We start from the raw sequence: 23,333 nt of genomic DNA, 5'->3' as shown, positions 1-23,333 counted from the left end.
TACTCCGGCGCAGCCGTTTGAGATGTACCGGCGTCGTTTTACCACCGAGTGACCATAAGGGGCAGCGCATACAGGATGCTCCACCCGCTTCGCGGCAAGGCTATTCGTTGTATGAGCCGCGTAGCTCAGGGTTTTTTATAATCACAGCGACTGAAAAGAAGAGGTTAACGCAAAATGTCTAAAACGCCGAAGATCATTTATACGCTCACCGATGAAGCTCCTGCGCTCGCTACCTACTCCTTGTTACCGATTATTGATGCCTTCACCGACTCGGCCGGTGTCGAAGTAGAAACCCGCGATATCTCTCTGGCGGCACGTGTGCTGGCGCAGTTCCCGGACGTGTTGAGCGACGAACAGCGGGTCAGCGATGACCTGGCAGAGCTGGGCCAACTGGCCACCACGCCGGAAGCCAACATCATCAAGCTGCCCAACATCAGTGCGTCTGGCCCGCAGCTGAAAGCGACCATCAAAGAGCTGCAGAGCCAGGGCTACCCGCTGCCCGAGTATCCTGAAGAGCCCAAAAACGACGAAGAAGCCTCCATCAAGGCGCGTTACGACAAGGCCAAGGGCAGCGCCGTCAACCCGGTGCTGCGTGAAGGCAACTCTGACCGTCGTGCGCCGAAGTCGGTCAAGAATTATGCCCGCAAGTACCCGCATCGCATGGGTGCCTGGAGCGCCGACTCCAAATCCCACGTTGCTCACATGAGCGAAGGCGATTTCTACGGCAGCGAACAGTCGGCGGTCATGGAAAAAGCGGGCACGCTGAAGATCGAGCTGCAGCAGAAAGATGGCGGCAGCGTCGTGCTGAAAGAGGGGCTGGCGGTAAAAGCAGGCGAAGTCATCGACGCTGCCAGTATGAGCAGCCGCCGTCTGCGCAGTTTCATCGCCAGCCAGATCAGCGATGCTCAGCAGAGCGGTGTGCTGTTCTCGCTGCACCTGAAGGCCACCATGATGAAGGTCTCCGACCCGATCATGTTCGGCATCGTGGTCGAAGAGTTCTACAAGGACGTGCTGGAGAAGCATGCCGAAGCGCTGAAGAGCGCAGGCTTCAACCCGAACAGCGGTATCGGTGACCTGTACAGCGCCATCGAGAAGCTGCCCAGCGACCAGCAGGAGGCCATCAAGGCCGACGTGGATGCGCTCTACCAGCAGCGTCCGGCCATGGCCATGGTCAACTCCCATAAAGGCATCACTAACCTGCACGTGCCCAGCGACGTCATCATCGATGCTTCCATGCCAGCGATGATCCGCGATTCCGGCAAGATGTGGAATGCCAACGACGAGCTGCAGGATGCCAAGGCAGTCATCCCGGACCGCTGCTACGCCACCATCTACCAGGCGGTGATCGAGGACTGCAAGCAGCACGGCGCATTCGACCCCACCACCATGGGCAGCGTGCCCAACGTGGGGCTGATGGCCCAGAAAGCCGAAGAGTACGGTTCCCACGACAAGACCTTCCAGATGCCGGCCGACGGTACCGTGGTAGTGACCGACGACGCAGGCCAGACGCTGTTCAGCCACAGCGTGGAAGCCGGTGATATCTGGCGCATGTGCCAGACCAAGGACGCGCCGATTCAGGACTGGGTCAAGCTGGCCGTTACCCGTGCCCGCGCCAGCGGTGCTCCGGCACTGTTCTGGCTGGACGCCAACCGCGCTCACGATGCGCAGCTGATCAAGAAGGTCGAGGCCTACCTGAAAGAGCACGACACGGCGGGTCTGGATATCCGTATCCTGGCGCCGGTCGATGCCATGAAGGTTTCCCTGGAGCGTATCCGCAAGGGCGAAGACACCATTTCCGTCACCGGTAACGTGCTGCGCGACTACCTCACCGACCTGTTCCCGATCATGGAGCTGGGCACCAGTGCCAAGATGCTCTCTATCGTACCGCTGATGAACGGCGGCGGTCTGTTCGAGACCGGCGCGGGCGGCTCTGCACCGAAGCACGTACAGCAGTTCCTGGAAGAGAACCATCTGCGTTGGGACTCGCTGGGTGAGTTCCTGGCGCTGGCTGCCTCGCTGGAGCACCTGGGCAGCACCTTCGGCAACGACCGTGCGTCTCTGCTGGCCAAGGCGCTGGACGAGGCCAACGGCAAGTTCCTCGACAGCAACAAGTCGCCATCGCGTAAAGTGGGCGAGCTGGATAACCGTGGCAGCCACTTCTACCTGGCGATGTACTGGGCAGAAGCGCTGGCCGCTCAGGACCAGGACGCCGAACTGAAATCCCTGTTTGGCCGTCTGGCCGAGACGCTGCAAGCCAACGAGAGCGCCATCGTCGACGAGCTGAACAGCGTGCAGGGGCAGCCGGTGGATATCCAGGGATACTTCCACCCCAACGGTGAGCTGGCCAGCCAGGCCATGCGTCCGAGCAAGACCCTCAACGACGCGCTGGCTATGGTGGCCAAGGGCTGACCATGCGCTGAGCCGTCGCGCTTAAACGGCTGATCGACCCCTCGCCCGCCTTGCGGGCGAGGGTTTTTTATTCTCTGCTGTGTGATAATTTTTTACCTTTCATGAACCCTTGTTGATGGCAGGCGTCTTATACATGGGTGTACAGTCTGTAGAAGCCTGGACTGTAAAAGCCTCGTCCTTGAAGTGACCCAAGGCCCTGACTGTCAGCAGCAAGAAGATGATGCATGTGACTTATGCCTAATACACAACGTCTGGACGTGACAGCGACTCTGCATGCAGGCATGACGCGTCCTGGTATGCCCGAGTACGAAGATGATCTGGCCGTACAGCCCGCCGAGCCTGCGCTGGCCCAGCCGCCTCTGTACAAGGTGGTACTGCATAACGACGACTACACGCCGATGGAATTCGTCGTCGAAATACTGCAGGGCTTTTTCAATATGGATAACGAGAAAGCCGTACAGGTAATGTTGGCGGTGCATACCCAAGGGAAGGCGACCTGCGGCATTTTTACCCGCGACATTGCAGAAACGAAGAGTTATCAGGTGAATGAGTATGCCCGTGAGTGCGAGCACCCGCTGATGAGCGACATCGAGGCTGCGGATTGATCATGCTGCACCGCATGCAGCGTTGAAAAAAAGTAGCCTTGGGGCTTGCAACCACGCCATTTGTACCCGATGTTGAAAGTGCCGGTCGATTAAACTGATCCGACGCAAGCCCTAGGTGGCGACATGCCCTAGGTAGTAGCGAAAAGGGGACTGCCATGCTGAGCAAAGAACTTGAACTGACCCTGAACACGGCCTTCACCGTGGCTCGCTCGAAGCGCCACGAATTCATGACCGTCGAACATCTGCTCCTGGCACTGCTGGACAATGCCTCCGCGGTCGATGTGCTGAAGGCGTGCGGGGCAAACCTCGACAAGCTGCGGTCCGATCTGCAGGATTTTATCAACTCGACCACGCCGCTGATCCCGGAAGGGCAGGGCGACCGCGAAACGCAGCCTACGCTAGGCTTCCAGCGTGTGCTGCAGCGTGCCGTATTCCACGTCCAATCCTCGGGCAAGAGCGAAGTGAGCGGCGCCAACGTGCTGGTGGCGATCTTCTCCGAGCAGGAGAGCCAGGCGGTCTACTTCCTCAAGCAGCAGAGCGTTGCTCGAGTGGATGCCGTCAACTACATCGCCCACGGCATTTCCAAAGTGTCGGGCCACGGTCCTGCGCCTTCGCCCTCTTCTCAGGAGAACGAAGACGCCGAGGAGGGCGGCACCGAAGGGGCTGCGCATCCGCTGACCGGGTATGCCACGAACCTCAACGAGCACGCGCGTCAGGGCAAAATCGACCCGCTGATCGGTCGTGACCACGAGCTCGAGCGCGTCGTGCAGATTCTGGCCCGGCGCCGCAAGAACAACCCGCTGCTGGTGGGTGAGGCGGGCGTGGGCAAGACGGCCATTGCTGAAGGGCTGGCCAAGCGTATCGTCGAAGAAGACGTACCGGACGTGATCGCCGATGCCGTCGTCTATTCCCTCGACATGGGCGCGCTGCTGGCGGGTACCAAATACCGCGGCGACTTCGAAAAACGTTTGAAGAGCCTGCTGGGCGAGCTTCGCAAGCAGCCCAATGCCATTCTGTTCATCGATGAGATTCACACGGTCATTGGTGCAGGGGCAGCGTCCGGTGGCGTCATGGATGCCTCCAACCTGTTGAAGCCGCTGCTCTCGTCGGGCGAACTGCGCTGCATCGGTTCGACCACCTTCCAGGAGTTCCGCGGCATCTTCGAAAAAGACCGTGCCTTGGCGCGTCGCTTCCAGAAGGTCGATGTGCTGGCGCCCTCGGTGGAAGATACCATCAAGATTCTCAAGGGGCTGCGTTCGCGCTTCGAAGAGCATCATGAGCTGAAGTACACCGACGGTGCGCTGGAGAGTGCCGCTCGTCTGGCGGATCGCTACATCAATGATCGTCATCTGCCCGACAAGGCCATTGATGTCATCGACGAGGCCGGTGCGCACCAGCGCATGCTGCCGCCGGAAGTGCGCGCCAAAACCATCGATGTGGAGCAGGTCGAAGCCGTGGTGGCGTCGATTGCCCGCATACCGCCCAAGAGCGTGTCGAGTTCGGATCGCAAGCTGCTCGAGAAGCTGGATCGCGACCTGAAAATGCTGGTATTCGGCCAGGACGAAGCCATCGATACGCTGTCGGCCGCCATCAAGCTGTCGCGGGCCGGGCTGAAATCCCCCGACAAACCGGTGGGCAGCTTCCTGTTCGCTGGCCCGACCGGGGTGGGCAAGACAGAAGTGGCCAAGCAGCTGGCGCACATCATGGGGATCGAGCTGGTGCGCTTCGACATGTCCGAGTACATGGAGCGTCATACGGTGTCGCGTCTGATTGGCGCACCTCCCGGCTACGTGGGGTATGACCAGGGTGGCTTGTTGACAGAGGCCGTCACCAAACAGCCGCACTGCGTGCTGCTGCTCGATGAGATCGAAAAGGCGCACCCTGAAGTCTTCAACCTGCTGCTGCAGGTCATGGATCACGGCCGCCTCACCGATAATAACGGGCGCGAAGCTGATTTCCGCCATGTCATCCTGATCATGACGTCCAACGCAGGGGCCGAACAGGCGTCACGGCGCTCCATTGGTTTCCAGAGTCAGGATCACTCCACCGATGCCATGGAAGTCATCCGCCGTACTTTCTCACCCGAGTTCCGCAACCGCCTGGACGGCATCATTCAGTTCCATGCCTTGCCGACCTCGGTGGTACGCAACGTCGTCGACAAGTTCCTGATCGAGCTACAGGCGCAGTTGGACGAGAAGCGTGTGCAGCTGGACGTGGACGATATCGCCCGCGACTGGCTGGCAGAGAAGGGCTATGATCCGGACATGGGTGCCCGTCCGATGGCTCGCTTGATTCAGGAGAAGCTCAAGAAGCCGTTGGCCGAGATGATCCTGTTTGGCGAGTTGGCCGAGCAGGGAGGCATCGTACATGTCAGTCTGGAGGAGGGGGAACTGCATCTCTCCACCGAGACGGAGATGGCGGACGCGCCCTGACGGGCGCGGTTCCTACGACACGCAGCGCCCTGTCTTCGACGGGGCGTTGTCGTTTTTAGCGAGCGGCGCATTACGTTAAAGCGCGATGCAGTACGGCACTATACGGCGCTACCGTGGCAGTACGGCAAGTGCGGTACAGCCTGCAGCGAAAGGCAGGGGAGAAGGTGCAGGCAAAAAACTGCGTTGCCTGCAGGAAATTAGCGCGAGCGATAAACGATGCGGCCTTTGGAGAGGTCGTAGGGCGTCAGTTCGACCTTGACCTTGTCGCCGGTCAGGATGCGGATGTAGTTTTTACGCATCTTGCCAGAGATGTGGGCAGTGACCACATGGCCGTTTTCCAGCTCAACACGGAACATGGTGTTGGGAAGGGTATCGACAATAACGCCTTCCATTTCAATATGATCTTCGCGTGCCATATTAGGCAGATCCTCACTTTTTTTACGTCGTGGTTGGTCAAATATTCACTTGTCGCGCATCGGCAAAGGTCCGATGCGCTCAGCAACAGCGCTATATTGTGCCGTAAGCCTGGCGTCAAGGCAAAAAAGCTGGCCTGTTTAACGAATTAAAGGCCGCCAATGGCGCCCGTCCAGCACCTCGATGGGTGAAAACGCCTGCTTATAGCGCATCTTGCGGCACTCCTCTATCCAGTAGCCCAGGTAAAGGTGCGGCAACTGTCTGCTTTCGCAAAGCGCGATGAGCTGCAGGATGGCGTAGGTACCCAGCGAACGTTTTTCCAGCGCGTCGTCCACTTTGAAAAACGTGTAAATGGCCGACAGCCCGTGCTCCAGTTGGTCGAAGGCGGCCACGGCCACCAGCTCATCTTCCAGCCGCAGCTCCATCAGATGGGCGTAGGGCTCCTGCAGCGTCAGGAAAGTACGGTACTGGTCACGGCTGGGCGGGTACATATCACCGTCGGCATGGCGCAACCGAATATAATCGGCATACAGCGCGTAGTGGCCGGGGTCGAAGTGGGCGGGCATGACGCGCACCGTGATATCCATATTACGTTGCCAAACCTTGCGCTGGGTGCGGTTGGGCTTGAAGCCGTTGACGGGAATGCGCACCGAACGACATGCGTTGCAGCCTTCGCAGTGTGGGCGGTACAAGTGTCGCCCGCTGCGACGAAACCCGAGCAGGGATAGCGAGTCGTATACCCCGGGGACAGGCGACTCCTGTGGGTCGAGAAACAGCGTGGTCGCTTCCTTGTCGGGAAGGTAGCTGCAGGCATGAGGGACGGTCAGGAAGAAGCGCAGATCCCGCACGGGGCGGCGAGGAGCGTTACTACTCACGGCTTGCCTCCTTGGTTGGACAGTGACGCCGTCATCTCGCCCCGATGGCATTCGGCAGCGCATCGAGCCAGGGTGAAGCGGGTACGACAGGCGTCTGATCAGGGGTAGTGGGTAAGCAGAATGTTTTTTCCGGTAACCACTGTTCAAGATAGTTGATGAACGTGCGGCGAGCGACTGTTGTTGCGCCCAGGCTGGCTAAGTGGGGGGTGTGCATCTGGCAGTCGATCAGCTGGCCGCCGTGGGACTGCATGGCATATGCCAGATGGGCGAGAGCGATCTTGGAACCATCGGGCACGCGCGAGAACATGGATTCGCCGAAGAACACCGGCCCCATGGCCAGGCCATACAGGCCACCCACCAAATTCCCCGCCTGATGCACTTCGATGCTATGGGCGATGCCCTGGGTGTGCAGGGCGTGATACGCGTGGCGCATCTCGGCGGTGATCCAGGTGCCGGGCTCGCCCTTGCGCGGCGCGGCGCAGGCATCCAGCACGGCTAAAAAGTGTTGATCCAGGGTCACACTGAAGCCACCATGGCGCAGGCGTTTAGCTAAGCTGCGACGTAGCTTAAACTGTGCAGGCAATAACACCATGCGTGGGTCCGGGCTCCACCACAAAATGGGGTCGTCATCGCTGTACCAGGGGAAAATACCCTTTCGGTAAGCCTCGACCAGCCACGCTGGGGTAAGCTCTCCACCGGCAGCCAGCAGGCCGTTGGGCGACGCCAATGCCTGCTCGGTCGACGGGAAAAAGGGGGTTGGCGAAGAGAGCCAGGGTAGCATCGCTTGCTCCTGTGACATGTAGCTTGATTAGAAGCGCTGTGACGGCGGAAGGATGCTCGGTATGATGCAAACTCGCAAGTGGATTAAAGACACCAGTGTGGTGTAAAGGGAGAATCGCTTGAAAGTAAATAAGACGGTAGACAAGCGAACGCAGCGTAACGCGCGCCAGTCACCATCTCGTTCATCGACACGTGTCACGGCGGCAAAGGACAAGGCGCGCCGGTTCGGCCTGCGCCTGCAGGGCTCGGCCCGTGAAGGCGTCGTGGTGGTGATGTTGGCCATCTGCGTCTTCTTGCTGTTATCACTGTTTAGCTATCACCCGGCAGATCCGGGCTGGTCTTACCAGGGGCCTGAGACGCAGGTACGTAACTGGATGGGCCCGGTCGGCGCCTGGCTGGCCGACGTGCTCTATTCACTGTTGGGGGCCAGCGCTCTATGGTGGCCTGCCATGTTTGGCTATTCGGCCTGGTGGTTGATGCGCTCACGCCAGGTGCGTTTCGAGCTGGACCCGGTGGCCATTGCCGTGCGGGCGGGTGGCCTCGTGCTGCTGATGTTTGGCACCACCACGCTGGGCGCACTGCATTTTTATCATCCCAACAGTATTTTGCCTTACGCTTCTGGAGGAATTCTGGGAGAAGGATTGGTGGGGACGCTGAAGCCGCTGGTGGGCAGCGGTGGGGTGGGCTTGATTGCTGCGGCGTTGATTCTGATTGGTTTTCCGCTGTTCAGCGGTACTTCCTGGCTGCAAGTGGCCGATGAGGTAGGGCGCAGGCTCTGCCGAGTGGGCGGCTGGTTCAGTGCGCGTCGTGCCAAACGCCGCGAAAAGCGTGCCGAACGTGCAGCCGTTCGCGCGGCGGGAAAAGCGGCGGCCAGCAAGGTGAAAAAGCGCTCCTGGGTCGAGCCCAGCGATACCAGCACCGACCCAGAGCCCGACCCGGACGATGCCTTCTATGCCACGCCCGAACCTCAGGGAAGCAGTACACCCATTTCAGCCCGCCGTGGCGATGACGAGGTAAGCGAGCGCTCACCTGCGCCGCGTCGTGAGCGTCGTGAACCCGGCCTGACGGCAACGGCTTCTGATAGCGATACCTCTATCCCCTGGGAGGCAGCGGCCGTACTGAGCGAGCGCCATGCCGCACCGGCGAGTGCCTCATCGGCTCCGAGCCCCGAGCCAGCTGCACAGGCGCCTGCTGCGCCCGTGCAGGAAGAGAGCGCTCCCGAGGTTGCAGTACCTGCCCGGGCGTTCGTCGAGGAGTCGGTCGAGCCGTCGCGTGAACCAATGATGTCGTTTTCCGCCACGGAGACGCCGTCTGCCGCGTCGCAGCCGACAGCGCCCGACTCAAAGATTGACGAGCCGACAGTCGATGAACCGGTGGTCGATGAGCCAGCTCTCGCTGAATCAGTGGCCGATGAACCCGTGTCTGAGGAGGCGCCGCTGAGGGCCTCCCGAGAAGACGATGCCGCGCTGGCCGCGCCCACGTCGCTGAGCGCCCGCGACCCGGCCGATGAGACACGCCAGGAGGCGCCGCTGGCCGTCGTTCCCGAACATCTGGCTGCATCGACACCGGCTGAACCGACCCCGGTGCGCTTGGCGGCAGAGCCACGCCGCGAGCGGGTGCCCGAGGTCGTGCCCGAGCCGGTATGGGACGAGGATGACGAAGAGCTGCCTGTCAGCCCAGCACCGGTGGCGGCAGGGCCACGCCATGAGCCAACCCTGGCGGCAGATACGCCGCCGGAGGCAGAGCCCGATAACGGCCCTACGCTGTGGACCGTCGAGCATTTGCAGAGTCAGCGACCCAGTTTCGAGACCCAGGATGAGCCCGAGGGGGAGGTACCCAGTCTGCAACTGCTGACCCCACCCGAGCCCCATCAGCCCAACTATACCGACGAGCAGCTGGCGGACATGGCCGAACTGCTGGAAGTCCGGCTGCGTGAATACGGGGTCAAGGCAGAGGTCGTGGACACCTGGCCCGGGCCGGTCATCACGCGCTTCGAAATCAAGCCAGCCGCCGGGGTGAAGGTCTCCAAGATCAGTAACCTGGCCAAGGATCTGGCACGCTCGCTGATGGTGAAAAGCGTGCGCGTGGTCGAGGTCATTCCGGGCCGTCCTACGGTCGGTATCGAAATACCCAACCCTCATCGGGCCATGATTCGGCTGCGTGAAGTGATCGACTCCGATCGCTACCAGCAGGAGAGCTCACCGCTGACCATGGCCCTTGGCCAGGACATCGGTGGCGGACCCGTGGTCGCCAATCTGGGTAAGATGCCGCATCTGCTGGTGGCCGGTACCACCGGATCGGGTAAGTCGGTCGGGGTCAATGCGATGCTGATCTCGATGCTGCTGAAGGCCAAGCCTGACGAGCTGAAGCTGATCATGGTCGACCCCAAGATGCTGGAGCTTTCGGTATACGATGGCATTCCGCATCTGCTGGCCCCCGTGGTGACGGACATGAAAGAGGCCGCCAACAGCCTGCGCTGGTGCGTGGCGGAAATGGAGCGTCGTTACAAGCTGATGGCTGCCATGGGGGTGCGCAACATTGCGGGCTTCAATGGTCGGTTGGAGGAGGCCGCCCGCGCCGGTGCCCAGGTGGCTGACCCTCTGTGGGAGCCGGAGCCCTGGGAGATGCACCAGACACCGCCGATACTGGAAAAACTGCCCTATATCGTGGTGGTCATCGACGAATTCGCCGACATGTTCATGATCGTGGGCAAGAAGGTGGAGGAGCTGATTGCCCGACTGGCCCAGAAAGCACGGGCGGCCGGTATCCACCTGATTCTGGCCACCCAGCGCCCTTCGGTGGATGTGGTGACGGGCTTGATCAAGGCCAATATTCCCTCGCGGATGGCGTTCCAGGTATCGTCACGGATCGACTCTCGTACCATTCTCGACCAGGGCGGTGCAGAGAGCCTGCTGGGGCATGGCGACATGCTCTACCTGCCGGCCGGGTCGGGCCCGCCCAACCGGGTCCATGGCGCGTTCGTGGATGACGATGAAGTGCACCGGGTCGTCGATGACTGGAAGCGTCGCGGTGAGCCGGAGTACATCGACGAGATTCTGTCGGGCGGTGTTTCAGCCGATGCGCTGACGGGCCTCGAAGCCGAAGGCGTAGAGGGTGACGATGCCGAGCAGGATGCGCTGTACGATGAGGCGGTCCAGTTCGTCACGGAAACGCGCAAGGCGTCCATCTCGGCGGTTCAGCGCCGTTTCAAGATTGGCTACAACCGCGCGGCACGCCTGGTGGAAGCCATGGAAGGGGCAGGCGTGGTCTCCTCCATGGGGGGCAACGGTTCCCGCGAGGTGCTGGCGCCGCCGCCGGTGGGCCATTGAGCCATCGGTATTCGTCAATCATGCAACAAGCGTGAAAGTCGCGCCGCAGGTGCAACCCTGCGGCGTTTTTCGCGTCTGAATGGCATCAGGAGCAGCGCTTGCTCCGTGCCTCATCCGCTTTTGGCAATGACTGCCTAGGGAGAATCACTATGCGCGAACCTACTCAACGTCGCTCGCCTGCATTGGCATTGGCTGCTAGCGCACTGGGGCTTACCTTTGCCGCACCCATGGCCTGGGCCAACGAAGCGGCCGAACGCCTCACCGAGCGTCTCGACCCTCTCGAGAACTACCATGCCAGCTTCGAGCAGCGGATTCTCGATGGCAGCGGCCAGCGCCTGCAAAGTGCTCATGGCGAAATGTGGCTGTCACGTCCTGGCTTGCTGCGCTGGGAAGTCGACGCTCCTTATTCGCAAACCGTCGTGTCCGATGGGGAAGACGTTTACCTGTACGACCCGGACCTGGAGCAGGTCACCGTTCAGGCCATGGATGACCGTGTCACGCACACGCCGGCGCTACTGCTTTCCGGAAGTGCCACCGAGCTGACGGCCAGCTACGACGTGTTCTACGAGCAGCAGGATGGCGATGACGTCTTTACGCTGATTCCCACCTCTGCCGATACGCTGTTCGAAGAGCTCAGCATGGTGTTCGACCAGCAAACCCTGACCGAGCTGTGGATGATGGACAGCACCGGGCAGCGTACTTCGATTACCTTCAGCGATATCACCCGCAATGGCAGCATCGACCGCAGCCTGTTCGACTTCGACATCCCGGACGGCACCGACGTCATCCGTGAAGAGTGGTAGGCAGCGTGCTTGCTGTTTAAAACGCTCTTTCCGCTTGGCATCTCTGTATTAGCACCTCTTGATCAGGCACTTTCGGGTGCCTGATCTGCTTGTTGGTCCTGCTGTGCTCGCCAGGCCATGATCTCGGCAAAGCGTTTCTCCTGACCCAGCTCACTGGGTTCGTAAAAGCGGGCTGCTGGTACTTCGTCTGGCCAGCAATCGTGTGCGCTGCCTGCCGGGTAGCCGTGGGGCTCATTATGGGCGTAGCGGTAACCTTGCCCATGCCCCAATTGCTCCATGAGTTTGGTTGGGGCGTTACGCAGGTAGCTGGGGACTTCCAGCTGAGGCTGCTGTGCCACGAACTGTCGAGCACTTTTCCAGGCCTGGTCGACCCGGTTGCTCTTGGGTGCCACTGCCAGGTGAATGGCGGCATGGGCAATGGCGCGTTGGCCTTCGTAATCACCCAGCCGCAGGTAGGCATCCCAGGCGGCGATCACCAGTGGCAGTGCTCGTGGATCGGCATTGCCCACATCTTCCGAGGCAATGGCCGTCAAACGGCGCACGATATCCAGCGGATCGCCACCTCCCTGAAGAAAGCGCGCCATGTACAGCAGGGCGGCGTCCGGGCGCGATGAGCGAACCGACTTGTGAATGGCCGACAGCAGGTCGTAGTAGGCATCCCCCTGTTTGTCGAAGGCGCTAGCCTGGTGGCCCACCACGTCGGCCAGTACCGCCTTACGCAGCACTTCCCGGCCTGCGACGGCGTCGGTGAAGTCGCAGGCCGTCTCCAGCAGCCCCAAGGCCCGCCGGGCATCGCCAGCGCTGGCGTGGGCCAGCGCTTCCAGCACCCCCGGTTCCACCTGAATGCGCCGTTTGCCGAGCCCTCGGCTGTCGCTGTCGAGGGCCTGCTGCATCACCTGTATCAGCTCTTGCTGAGAGAGCGACTTGAGCACGTAGACCCGAGCGCGGGAAAGCAGCGCCGAATTCACCTCGAAGGAGGGGTTTTCCGTGGTCGCGCCGATCAGGGTCAGCAGCCCTGACTCCACGTGGGGCAACAGCGCGTCCTGCTGGCTCTTGTTGAGCCGATGAATCTCATCCAGAAACAGCAACGTGGGTGTCTGACGCTGGCGGGCGCCCTCGACCACCAGCCGAATTTCCTTGACCCCGGCCATCACGGCACTCAAATGCTCCAGGTGCGTTTCGGAGGCGCGGGCCAGCAGTTCGGCCAGGGTGGTCTTGCCCACGCCGGGGGGGCCCCAGAGAATCATCGAGCGAACGACACCCGATTCGGCCATGCGGCGCAGCGGCTTGTCTGGCCCCACCAGCGCCTGCTGGCCAACGTATTCGTTGAGGGTTAGAGGGCGCATGCGATAGGCAAGCGGCGCCTCCTCGGCGGGTTGGGCGTCAAAAAGGTCCATGGCAACTTCCGTTGTAAATCGTTACGTTGAACATTCAATGCTTAACAAGTGTCTGTGGTAAGTAGCGCTACGTCAGGCTACCTTTGGGCGTAACTGGGAAGTTCTGCATTGGTTGGCTAAATCCCCAGGCGCAAGACAAGGATTAACGCTAGTGTAGTAGAACCCTGATCATGGTCGCGTACCCTGGTTTCGGTAGGGGAAGCACGGGGTACGATACTTATCAAAGGAGACGGCAAGATGTTAAACCAACTGCGTCTGGATCATGCCAATATGGCGCGCATGCTGCATGTGCTTCAGCTCAAGCATAAAACGCTGGCCGAAGGAGAGCGGCCTGACTTCCAACTAATGCGTGAAGTGGTCGACTACATCTTGTCTTACATGGATGGTTTTGCCGCGCCTCTCGAACGAATCTGCGTCGAGCGGCTGCAAGCGCAAGCTACGGAGCATCAGCCGCTGATGACCCAAATGGCCGATGACTACCGTGAGCTAAAGCCTCGCTTGATGCGCCTGTCCCATGATATCGATATGATTCTCATGGACAACATTCTACCCATGGACCGCTTCGCGGACGACCTGAAGTCTTATCTGGAAGCGCACCGCGCCTATCTGCGCCACGAGCGGGAAGGGCTGTTCCCCCTGATCGACCAGCACTTCACGTCCGATGAGCTGGAAGAGCTGCGCCAGGCGCTGCCGGAAGGTGCGGAGAAAGAACTCGAGCGTTTACAGCTGGCCTATCCTGAGCTTTACGCCGAGTTGCGCGGTGCCGAGGTGCCCTCGCTGTAATTCCCGCGGTGTCCCCCTTCAGCGCTGCACGGGGCGTGTTAAACTAGCGCCCCGTTTTGATTATCTATGCAAACGTTCATGCAAAGAGGGCAGCGCAGGGTGGGCAACGTATCCCCAATATCGATTGATCGGCTGGGTAACCACTGATGCCCGGCCCCGTACTGGTGTTCGACTCGGGGGTGGGTGGGCTGTCCGTGGCTCAGTCGCTGCGTCAGCACTACCCCCACGCCTCGCTGTGTTACGCCTGCGATAATGCCTGGCTTCCTTACGGTCTGCGCGATGACGTGGTGCTGGCCAAGCGTATCGTGGACGTTTGCCAGGCCGCCGTGGCCGCCTGCCAGGCCAGCGTGCTGGTGGTGGCGTGTAACACGGCCAGCACGCTGGCGCTGGAAGCGCTGCGTCAGGCGCTGGCGGTGCCGGTGATTGGTACGGTGCCTGCCATCAAACCCGCCGCGCAGGTCAGCACGACGCGCCATATTGGCCTGCTGGCCACCTCGGCCACGGTCAACCGCCCTTACACCCAAGGATTGATCGAAAGCTTCGCCAGCGACTGCCGCGTCACGCGGCTGGCAGCAGACCCGCTGGTAGTGGAAGCCGAAGCCTGGTTGGCGGGAAAGCCGCTGAACGCTGCTCATATTCAGCAGGCGTTGGCCCCGCTTTGGGAGGCGACCCAGGCGACCCCTGCCCTGGATACCGTGGTATTGGGGTGCACGCACTTTCCGTTGCTGCAGCCGCTGCTGGTGTCACTCTCCCCCGTACCGCTGGCCTGGGTGGACTCCGGGGACGCCATCGCGCGGCGCGTTGGACAGGTGGCCGCCACGCTGATCAGCAGCGTGCCGGATGGCCGCTGCTTTACCACGGCGCCTGCCGCTGCCCTGGCCGATGGCATGGCGCGGTACGGTTTCAGTGCCCCCCAACTGCTCGCGCTGCCCAACGCCGATTAGCGGCGCACTGCCGCCGCTAAGTTCAATTTTCCAGTCAATAGGAGCCACCTTGGCCATCCCCACCGTCGATCCGGCACGCTACGCCGAACAGCTGGCTGACAAACAAGCCTACGTGGAACAGATGTTCGCGGACTTTGCGCCGCTTGGGCTCGAAGTGTATCCCTCGCCCGCCAGTCATTATCGGCAGCGCTGCGAGTTTCGTATCTGGCATGAAGACGATGATCTGTTCTATGCCATGTTCGAGGTCGATCCTGACAATCCCAAACAGAAGCGGGTCATTCGTCTGGACCAGTTTGCCGTGGCCAGCGAACGCATCAACGAGCTGATGCCGCAGTTGCGGGATGCCTTTCTGGCCAGCGATGTGCTGCGCCGTCGGCTGTTTCAGGTGGAATTTCTGACCACGCTGTCGGGAGAAGCGCTGGTCACGCTGATTTACCATCGTCCGCTGGACGACGCCTGGGAAGAGCAGGCGCGCGCTCTGGAAGCCGAGCTAGGCATCATGATCATTGGCCGTTCGCGCAAACAGCGCCTGGTGCTCAGCCGTGACCACGTCTGGGAGCGCCTGGAGGTGGACGGCCGTACGCTGCACTATCAGCAGGTCGAAAACAGTTTTACCCAGCCCAATGCGCATATCTGCCAAACGATGTTGAGCTGGGCCCGTGAAGTGACGGCCGGACGTCAGCAGGAAGACCTGGTCGAGCTTTATTGCGGAAACGGCAACTTCACCATTGCGCTGGCAGAGAATTTCCGGCGCGTGCTGGCCACGGAAATCTCGCGCACCTCGGTGGCCAGCGCCAATGTCAACCTTGAAGCCAACGGGATCAACAACGCGCACGTGGCGCGCATGTCGGCGGAGGAGTTTGCGCTGGCGCTGAAAGGCGAAAAAGCCGGACGGCGAGTGGCGGAGATGGGGCTGGACGATTACCGTTTCTCCACCGTGCTGGTCGACCCGCCCAGAGCCGGGCTGGACGAGCAGAGCTGCGAACAGCTCAGCGAGTACGCGCAAATCGTCTATATTTCATGCAACCCGGTCACGCTTGCCGACAATTTGGCGCAGCTCACCAAAACCCATCAGATCGAGCGTTTTGCCTTGTTCGACCAGTTTCCGTTTACCCATCACTGTGAGTGCGGGGTGCTGTTGACACGGCGTAGCGCTTGAACGCAAGTGTCATGGGCCGCTTGTCAATAGTGCTTATGATGCACAAGCGGCATACACCATGAATAACATGCCAGATGGTTAGGGTGCTGGACGAGGGTAGCGTAAGCTATCCGGTAGCGTGGCCTAAAGGCCTATTGTCCTTCGTTTTTTTGGCCCAGGTTGTGGCCCCAGGCAGTCGAGGTGATGGATGCATTACGTTGCGATTGAAGAGAGTCGGCGGGATCTTTTGAAGCAGCTACAAGAGCGCCTGGATGCGCGACTGGAGCCAGCGCGAGCGGCGGATGTCGAAGCCTTCGCGCGCCATTTCTACGCGACGGTGCCGGTCGAGGACCTGATCGACCGTCGTCTTGACGACCTCTATGGGGCCACGCTCTCGATCTGGCAGTTTCTCCAGCATCATGACCGTCAGCACCCTAAAGTGCGTATCTTCAACCCCGATTTCGAAGAGCACGGCTGGCAGTCCAACCACACCTTCGTGGCCGTGCTGCATGAAGACATGCCGTTTCTGGTCGATTCGGTACGTATCGAGCTCAACCGGCGTGGATTGACCGTACATGCCATTCAGAACGCAGTGTTTGCCGTTGCCCGCGATGGCCAGCACCAGCTCAAGGCGCTGACCTCGCCCAAGGATGAGCATGCCCCCGAGGCCCGCGAATCCTTGATCGTCATCGAGGTGGATCGCCATACCGATCCTGAATCCCTGGCCAATATCGAGCGCAACCTGCACGAAGTGCTGCGCGACGTGCGCACGGCAGTGGGTGATTATGACGCCATGTGCGGGCAGATCACCTCCGCCATCCAGGAGCTGGAAAAGAACTGCCCGCCACAGATCGACCCCGACGATCATGAAGAAGCGATTGCGTTTCTCGAGTGGTTGTTGAAGGACAACTTCACATTCCTGGGGTATGACGAGTACCTGCTGGAAGGCAGCGAGCTGCAGCGTGACCCCAACAGCGTGTTGGGCGTGTTCCGCCTGGACCAGCCCCGCTACCGGGAGCGCATCCGCACCGAAGAGGGGGTGGATGAGCACAATGACTACGTGCTGGTGCCGCAGCTGCTCTCGTTTGCCAAGAGCGCCCATCACTCCCGGGTGCATCGCCCTACGTACCCCGACTATATCACCGTGGACCGCTACGATGATGATGGCAACGTGATCGGCGAGCGTCGCTTCTTTGGCCTGTTCACCGCGACCGTCTATAACGAGTCGCCGCGCAACATTCCACTGCTGCGTCGCAAGCTGAAAGCCGTGACCGACATCGCCGGGTTCAACCCTCAGGGCCACAATGGCAAGCAGCTGCTACAGGTGCTGGAAGTGTACCCGCGGGACGATCTGTTCCAGATCGGCACCGACGAGCTGGCCACGACTTCTCTGGGCATCTTGAACATCCGTGAGCGTCGTCAGGTACGCCTGTTCATCCGCGCCGATGTCAGCGGCAAGTTCTACTCCTGCCTGGTCTTCGTTCCCCGCGACGTGTTCTCGACCGACCTGCGCCAGCGTATTCAGAACATGCTGTGCGACGAGCTGGATGCGCACTTTGGCGATTTCAACACCTACCTCTCCGAGTCGGTGCTGGCGCGTATTCAGCTGATCCTGCGCTTCAATGGCGACACCCCCAGCCAGTACGACCTGAAGCGTCTGGAGGGTAAAGTGGCACGGCTGTCGCGCAGCTGGCGTGACGACCTGCACGCGGCCATGATCGAAGGGTTTGGAGAAGAGCGCGCCAACCACCTGCTGGACAATTTCCACGATGCCTTCTCGGCCAGCTACCGCGAAGACTTCAACGCCCGCACGGCGGTGTTCGACATTCAGCACCTGCTGAATCTGGACAATGGCGACACGCTGTCGCTCTCCCTGTATCGTCCGCTGGAAGAGCAGGCAGGCGGCATGAACCTGAAGCTGTTCCATCGCGAATCGCAGATCCCGCTCTCGGACGTACTGCCGATGATGGAGAATCTCGGCCTGCGCGTGATCGGCGAGCGCCCCTACGATATCAATGCGCCTCAGCAGCGCTACTGGATACACGACTTCGAGCTGGAGCACAGCCAGGGCGCCAATCTGGGCGATATGCGCGACACGTTCAGCGAAGCGTTCAAGCGTATCTGGGCCGGCGAAGCCGATAACGATGCCTTCAATCGCCTGATCGTCGGGGCCGGTCTGGACTGGCGGGAAGTGGCCATGCTGCGCGGTTACGCGCGTTATCTGAAGCAGATTCGCTTTGGCATGTCCCAGGATTACATTGCCGCCACGCTGGCCAACTACCCGGTGATCACCCAGACGCTGGTGGAGCTGTTCCGCCTGCGCTTCGATCCGGCCCAGCAGCAGCCTGGCCAGACCGACGACTGCCTGGCGCGCCTGAACGAGCACCTGGAAGGCGTTGCCAGCCTCAATGACGACCAGCTGCTGCGCCGTTTCATGGAGCTGATCCAGGCCACGCTGCGCACCAACTATTACCAGAAGACCGACGATGGCCGCTTCAAGGATTACATTGCCTACAAGCTGGAACCGTCGAAAGTGACCGGCATGCCCAAGCCGCGTCCGGCCTACGAGATTTTCGTCTGCTCGCCCCGTGTCGAAGGCGTGCACCTGCGGGGTGGCAAGGTGGCGCGCGGTGGCCTGCGCTGGTCGGATCGTCTGGAAGATTTCCGTACCGAAGTGCTGGGGCTGGTCAAGGCGCAGCAGGTGAAGAACGCGGTCATCGTGCCGGTAGGCGCCAAGGGCGGCTTCGTGTGCAAGCGCATGCCTGAAAATGCCGACCGTGAAACCCAGCAGAAAGAGGGCATTGCCTGCTACCAGATCTTCATTCGGGCGCTGCTGGACGTCACCGATAATCTGGTCGGGGGAGACGTCGTGCCGCCGAAGAGCGTGGTGCGCCACGATGACGACGACACCTATCTGGTGGTGGCTGCCGACAAGGGCACCGCAACGTTCTCGGATATCGCCAACGCCATTTCCGTCGAGTATGGCCACTGGCTGGGGGATGCGTTCGCCTCGGGCGGCGCCAACGGCTACGACCACAAGAAAATGGCGATCACTGCGCGGGGCGCCTGGGAGTCGGTCAAGCGCCACTTCCGCAACCTGGGCGTGAACACCCAGCAAGACCTGTTTACTGTAGTGGGCATCGGTGACATGGCCGGGGACGTGTTCGGCAACGGCATGTTGCTGTCGGACAAGATCCAGCTGGTGGGGGCGTTCAACCACCTGCATATCTTCGTCGACCCCAACCCTGATGCGGCAGCGGCGTTTGCCGAGCGTCAACGGCTGTTCGACCTGCCGCGCTCCAGCTGGGAAGATTACAGCGCCGAGCTGATCTCTCAAGGGGGCGGGGTGTTCAGCCGCAGCGCCAAATCCATCGCCATCAGCCCGGAAATGCAGCAGGTGTTCGGAATCACCGAGGCGCGCCTGTCGCCCAATGATCTGATTCGCGCCATGCTCAAGGCCCAGGTCGACCTGATCTGGAACGGCGGTATCGGCACCTACGTGAAAAGCGCCGATGAAACCGATGCCGACGTGGGCGACAAGGCCAACGATGCGCTGCGTATCAACGGCAAGGAGCTGAACTGCCGAGTCGTGGGAGAAGGCGGTAACCTGGGTCTCACCCAGCGTGGCCGAATGGAGGCAGCCGCCAACGGCGTGCGGGTTTACACCGACTTCATCGACAATGCCGGGGGCGTCAACTGCTCCGACCACGAGGTCAATATCAAGATATTGATCGACGAAGTGGTCAAGCGTGGCGACATGACCGACAAGCAGCGCAACCAGCTGCTGGCCGACATGACCGACGAAGTGGCCAACCTGGTCATTCTGGACAACTATCGCCAGACCCAGGCGCTGGACCTGTCGGAAATTCTTTCCCATCAGGGCATGGGGCCGTATCGCCGCTTCATCAGCGAACTGGAAGCCGCTGGTCAGATCGACCGCGAGCTGGAGTTCCTGCCCACCGACGAGGTGCTCAAGGAGCGTGCCAGCAGCGACCAGGGCATGCGCTTGCCGGAACTCTCGGTGCTGATCTCCTACGCCAAGAGTACCCTGAAGGGTGATTTGATCAACTCCGAGGTGCCCGACGACCCCTACATCCACCGCCATCTCGAGCGGCTGTTCCCGGCGGTGCTCACCGAGCGCTACCAGGGCGAGATGTACGAGCACCGCCTGAAGCGTGAGATCGTGGCCACTCAGGTCGCCAACGACCTGGTCGACCACATGGGCATCGTCTTCGTGCGCCGCTTGATGGACTCCACCGGCGCCGGCCGGGCCGATATTGCCCGGGCCTACGTGGTCGCCCGTGATGCCTTCAACCTGGCGGACCTGTGGGCGCAAATCGAAGCGCTGGACAACCAGGTCTCCAGCCGGGTGCAGTACTCCATGATGCTGGAGCTGATGCGTCTGGTGCGTCGTGCCACCCGCTGGTTCCTGCGTCAGCACCTGGGGCTGTCGACCCAGGACACCATCGAGTACTTCGGACCGCGTCTGGCGCAGCTGCAGGAGAGCATCGGTGAGCTGCTCAGCGGTGAAGAGCAGCAGGAGTGGCAAGCGCGCTGTGACGAGCTGGAGCAAGCCGGGGTACCGGCGTCGCTGGCCGCTACGGTGGCTGCGGCACCGCGCCTGTACGCCAGCCTGGGGATCATTCAGGCGGCCCGCTTGACCAACGAGAAGCCCCAGCGGGTGGCGGAAGTCTTCCACGAGATTGGCAGCCGCTTGGAGCTACCGTGGATGATCCAGCAGGTGACTCGTCTGGAAGTGCGCGATGCCTGGCAGGCACAGGCCCGCGAAACCTTCCGTGACGATATCGATCGCCAACAGCTGGCGCTGACCACCAGCGTATTGAAGCTGGAAGCGGGCAGCCGCGACACCCAGGAGCGCGTGGCTCAGTGGCTGGAGCAGCACGCCGAGCTGCACCGTCGCTGGTGCCGCTTGATCGAAGAGGTGCGTAGCGGCAGTGAAGGCGGTTTTGCCCTGTTTGCGGTCGCCGTCCGTGAGCTGGTGGACCTGGCCGAGAGCGATAGCGAAGCCTGACGCCTGACGACAGGCCCACTCAAGGCCGCGCCCTGGTTCACCAGGGCGCGGCCTTTTCATTCTGCCTCGCTGGGCCAAGTGCGTTATACTGCGGCCGCCTCGCCCACAGCCCATCGCCCAGGAGTGTCTCGCTGATGTATACCCTTGCCCGCTCGCTCATGTTCCGCCTGGATGCGGAAACGTCCCACGGTCTGGCGCTTGGCGCGCTGGATACGCTGCACCGTGTCGGTGGCGTGAAGCGGCTGTATGGCGAGCCGGTCAGCGACCCGGTCGAGCTGATGGGACTGCGCTTTGCCAACCGCGTCGGCCTGGCAGCTGGGCTGGACAAGAATGCCGATCACCTGGATGCCTTGGGTGAGCTGGGCTTTGGTTTCGTGGAAGTGGGCACCGTCACGCCGAAAGCGCAGCCGGGAAACCCCAGGCCGCGTCTGTTTCGCCTGGCCGAACACGGGGCCATCATCAACCGCTTCGGTTTCAACAACAAGGGCGTCGAGCACCTGGTGGCACAGGTCAAGAAGCGCCACTATGGCGGTATCGTAGGCATCAACATCGGCAAGAATTTGACCACCTCGGTGGAGCAGGCGCTGGATGACTACCTGCTGTGTCTCGACGCCGTGCATGGGGTGGCCGATTATATCGCGGTGAATATTTCGTCGCCCAACACGCCGGGGTTGCGCACGCTGCAGTTCGGCGAGCAGTTGGATGCCCTGCTGGGGCCGATTCGTGCCCGCAGCCAGGCGCTGGACGACGCGCTGGGCCGCAAGGTGCCGCTGCTGGTGAAGATTGCCCCCGACATGAACGCAGAGGAAGTGGCGCTGGTAGCAGGCAGTATTTCTCGCAATGGGTTGGATGGGGTGATCGCCACCAATACCACGGTGTCTCGTGAGGCCGTTCAGCAGGACCCCCAGGCGCAGGAAGCCGGTGGGTTATCGGGCCGACCGGTGTTCGAGGCTTCCAATGCGGTCATCCGGCTGCTGCGTGCCGAACTGCCTGACCTGCCGATCATTGGCGTGGGCGGCATCGACAGCGCGGCGGCAGCGCAAGCGAAAATCGAGGCAGGTGCCGACCTGGTGCAGCTCTATTCAGGCTTGATTTATCAGGGGCCGACGCTGGTGAAACAGTGTGCCGAGGCGCTCAAGAAGCAGGCTTCTGACCACTGAGAGGGTAAGCGCTGGGGGAGAGGTGGGCAATAAAGGGGTGGGCAATAAAAGGGGTAGGCAATAAAAAGCCCGCTGGCTAGCGGGCTCCGTACTCCAAATGTCCGTGTAAAAGGTAAATAAATCAGGTCATGACCATGGGGTTTTTATGGATGCCGGAAACGCCGACCATGCCATCCCACTGGTCTCCGCGACCTTCACGCCAACCGCTCATCCAGTATTCGCGTAAATTGACATCTTGACTGGGGCAATCATCACGGGAGCGACCCGTAACACCCGCTTTATAGCCGTGAACATAAGCCCGCTGGAAGCGATCACGTTTTTGTCGTTTCATTGGCTAACCTCTTTTCACGAAAACCTTTGATAAGAAGCAAACAGCCAGCAATTGGGCAGCTCATTACTCACCGAGCTCCTTTCAAGCGCCATCATGACGCCGACCATTGCTGCCAACTCTGCTTCGAGAGGTGACTTCAAGTCCAAGAGTGAGTCCTCGCCAGTACCTTGGTGTCTAGCACTCACGTGCTGAACAGGTAAAGCCGCCGACTCGACAAGCCGTGGGTCGTTACAGGAGTCTCCTTGCGGAAGTGCACAGTAATAACCCAGACAAGCAACGCATGCGTTTTTAGTAGCTACCCTTTTATTGATAGACCATCATGGGGTCACTTGTCGACCATCAAATTGTCATAAGACGTAAACTCATTTGACATATACAGGAATATCGCGCAGTGACGCGCGGCGAAGAACATGACCGAGCTGAGCCAAACACCCTCTTTGAATCTACTGGCCACCTGCCCTAAAGGCATCGAAGGCCTGCTGGCAGACGAGCTGCAAGCGCTGGGCGCCGAGCCTGGTAAAACCACCGTGGCCGGTGTCTATTTCACTGCCGACCAGGCTACCGCCTATCGGGTCTGCCTGTGGTCGCGACTAGCCAACCGCGTCATTCTGCTGCTGGCCCGGGAAAGCATGATCGAGACCGCCGAGCAGGTGCGCGATGTGGTGGCACGCATTGCCTGGCGTCAGCATCTGGCACCAGGACGCACCCTGGCGGTGGATTTTCATGGCCGTAGCGAGCACATTCGCCACACCCGGTTTGGCGCGCAAACCGTCAAGGACGGGGTGGTGGACTCGCTGCAGCTCTCGGGGCAGGAGCGCCCCAATGTGGATACCAAAACGCCAGACCTGCGCCTTTATGCGCACCTGCATCGCGCCAACCTGAGCCTGGGTATCGACCTCTC

At 61.0% G+C, this 23,333-nt stretch carries 16 protein-coding genes; 11 read left to right on the top strand and 5 right to left on the bottom strand.

The features are described from left to right. Positions 1 to 174: 174 nt before the first annotated feature. The 3 genes from HSS18214_RS0106565 to clpA all read left to right on the top strand — a co-directional run bounded on the left by HSS18214_RS0106565 (position 175) and on the right by clpA (position 5,446). Complete coding sequence (locus HSS18214_RS0106565; RefSeq protein ID WP_016914492.1) at positions 175 to 2,409, top strand: NADP-dependent isocitrate dehydrogenase; 2,235 nt, start codon at positions 175 to 177, stop codon at positions 2,407 to 2,409. Positions 2,410 to 2,690: 281 nt separating this feature from the next. After that, entirely contained in the window at positions 2,691 to 3,014 is a 324-nt protein-coding gene (gene clpS, locus HSS18214_RS0106560; RefSeq protein WP_371317426.1) for an ATP-dependent Clp protease adapter ClpS, read from the top strand. A gap of 155 nt (positions 3,015 to 3,169) precedes the next feature. Then, complete coding sequence (clpA, locus tag HSS18214_RS0106555) at positions 3,170 to 5,446, top strand: ATP-dependent Clp protease ATP-binding subunit ClpA (RefSeq protein ID WP_016914490.1); 2,277 nt, start codon at positions 3,170 to 3,172, stop codon at positions 5,444 to 5,446. Between the two features lie 197 nt (positions 5,447 to 5,643). On the opposite strand, the gene infA is transcribed toward clpA, so the two are convergent. The 3 genes from infA to aat all read right to left on the bottom strand — a co-directional run bounded on the left by infA (position 5,644) and on the right by aat (position 7,516). Then, the gene (infA, locus tag HSS18214_RS0106550; RefSeq protein WP_007111068.1) at positions 5,644 to 5,862 is read right to left on the bottom strand and encodes a translation initiation factor IF-1; all 219 of its coding nucleotides are present in this window, start codon (positions 5,860 to 5,862) and stop codon (positions 5,644 to 5,646) included. 138 nt (positions 5,863 to 6,000) lie between these two features. Next, the gene (locus HSS18214_RS0106545; protein ID WP_026001782.1) at positions 6,001 to 6,735 is read right to left on the bottom strand and encodes an arginyltransferase; all 735 of its coding nucleotides are present in this window, start codon (positions 6,733 to 6,735) and stop codon (positions 6,001 to 6,003) included. A gap of 31 nt (positions 6,736 to 6,766) precedes the next feature. Next, a complete protein-coding gene (gene aat / locus HSS18214_RS0106540; protein ID WP_016914488.1) occupies positions 6,767 to 7,516 on the bottom strand; it encodes a leucyl/phenylalanyl-tRNA--protein transferase in 750 nt (249 codons plus the stop codon). A gap of 118 nt (positions 7,517 to 7,634) precedes the next feature. Between aat and HSS18214_RS0106535 the strand changes: the two genes are divergently transcribed. Continuing rightward, the gene (locus HSS18214_RS0106535) at positions 7,635 to 10,844 is read left to right on the top strand and encodes a DNA translocase FtsK (protein WP_016914487.1); all 3,210 of its coding nucleotides are present in this window, start codon (positions 7,635 to 7,637) and stop codon (positions 10,842 to 10,844) included. A 149-nt stretch (positions 10,845 to 10,993) separates the two neighbouring features. Then, a complete protein-coding gene (gene lolA, locus HSS18214_RS0106530) occupies positions 10,994 to 11,647 on the top strand; it encodes an outer membrane lipoprotein periplasmic chaperone LolA (protein ID WP_016914486.1) in 654 nt (217 codons plus the stop codon). Between the two features lie 62 nt (positions 11,648 to 11,709). Here lolA and HSS18214_RS0106525 read toward each other — a convergent pair whose 3' ends face one another. Next, positions 11,710 to 13,044, bottom strand: coding sequence for a replication-associated recombination protein A (locus tag HSS18214_RS0106525; protein WP_016914485.1), 1,335 nt, complete (start codon positions 13,042 to 13,044; stop codon positions 11,710 to 11,712). 237 nt (positions 13,045 to 13,281) lie between these two features. On the opposite strand from HSS18214_RS0106525, the gene HSS18214_RS0106520 reads away from it, so the two are divergent. The 5 genes from HSS18214_RS0106520 (at position 13,282) to HSS18214_RS0106500 (ending at position 22,101) form a co-directional block, all read left to right on the top strand. Beyond that, the gene (locus tag HSS18214_RS0106520; protein ID WP_016914484.1) at positions 13,282 to 13,827 is read left to right on the top strand and encodes a hemerythrin domain-containing protein; all 546 of its coding nucleotides are present in this window, start codon (positions 13,282 to 13,284) and stop codon (positions 13,825 to 13,827) included. Between the two features lie 146 nt (positions 13,828 to 13,973). Next, positions 13,974 to 14,771 carry a glutamate racemase gene (gene murI, locus HSS18214_RS0106515; protein WP_016914483.1) on the top strand — a complete coding sequence of 266 codons (798 nt, stop codon included), beginning with the start codon at positions 13,974 to 13,976 and terminating at the stop codon, positions 14,769 to 14,771. A 49-nt stretch (positions 14,772 to 14,820) separates the two neighbouring features. Beyond that, positions 14,821 to 15,930 (top strand): tRNA (uridine(54)-C5)-methyltransferase TrmA, encoded by a 1,110-nt coding sequence (trmA, locus tag HSS18214_RS0106510; RefSeq protein WP_016914482.1) that lies wholly within the window; start codon positions 14,821 to 14,823, stop codon positions 15,928 to 15,930. Between the two features lie 187 nt (positions 15,931 to 16,117). Continuing rightward, entirely contained in the window at positions 16,118 to 20,941 is a 4,824-nt protein-coding gene (locus HSS18214_RS0106505) for an NAD-glutamate dehydrogenase (RefSeq protein WP_016914481.1), read from the top strand. A 134-nt stretch (positions 20,942 to 21,075) separates the two neighbouring features. Beyond that, entirely contained in the window at positions 21,076 to 22,101 is a 1,026-nt protein-coding gene (locus HSS18214_RS0106500) for a quinone-dependent dihydroorotate dehydrogenase (protein WP_016914480.1), read from the top strand. Between the two features lie 121 nt (positions 22,102 to 22,222). Here HSS18214_RS0106500 and rmf read toward each other — a convergent pair whose 3' ends face one another. Continuing rightward, positions 22,223 to 22,432 carry a ribosome modulation factor gene (rmf, locus tag HSS18214_RS0106495; protein WP_016914479.1) on the bottom strand — a complete coding sequence of 70 codons (210 nt, stop codon included), beginning with the start codon at positions 22,430 to 22,432 and terminating at the stop codon, positions 22,223 to 22,225. 410 nt (positions 22,433 to 22,842) lie between these two features. On the opposite strand from rmf, the gene HSS18214_RS17905 reads away from it, so the two are divergent. After that, positions 22,843 to 23,333: THUMP domain-containing protein (locus tag HSS18214_RS17905; protein ID WP_040460877.1), on the top strand; the 491-nt coding region annotated here is incomplete at its 3' end.

Source organism: Vreelandella stevensii S18214 (assembly GCF_000275725.1).
GTDB lineage: Bacteria > Pseudomonadota > Gammaproteobacteria > Pseudomonadales > Halomonadaceae > Vreelandella > Vreelandella stevensii.
The sequence above is the reverse complement of the archived record's forward strand: the minus strand, read 5'-3'. Positions and strand labels throughout refer to the sequence as shown.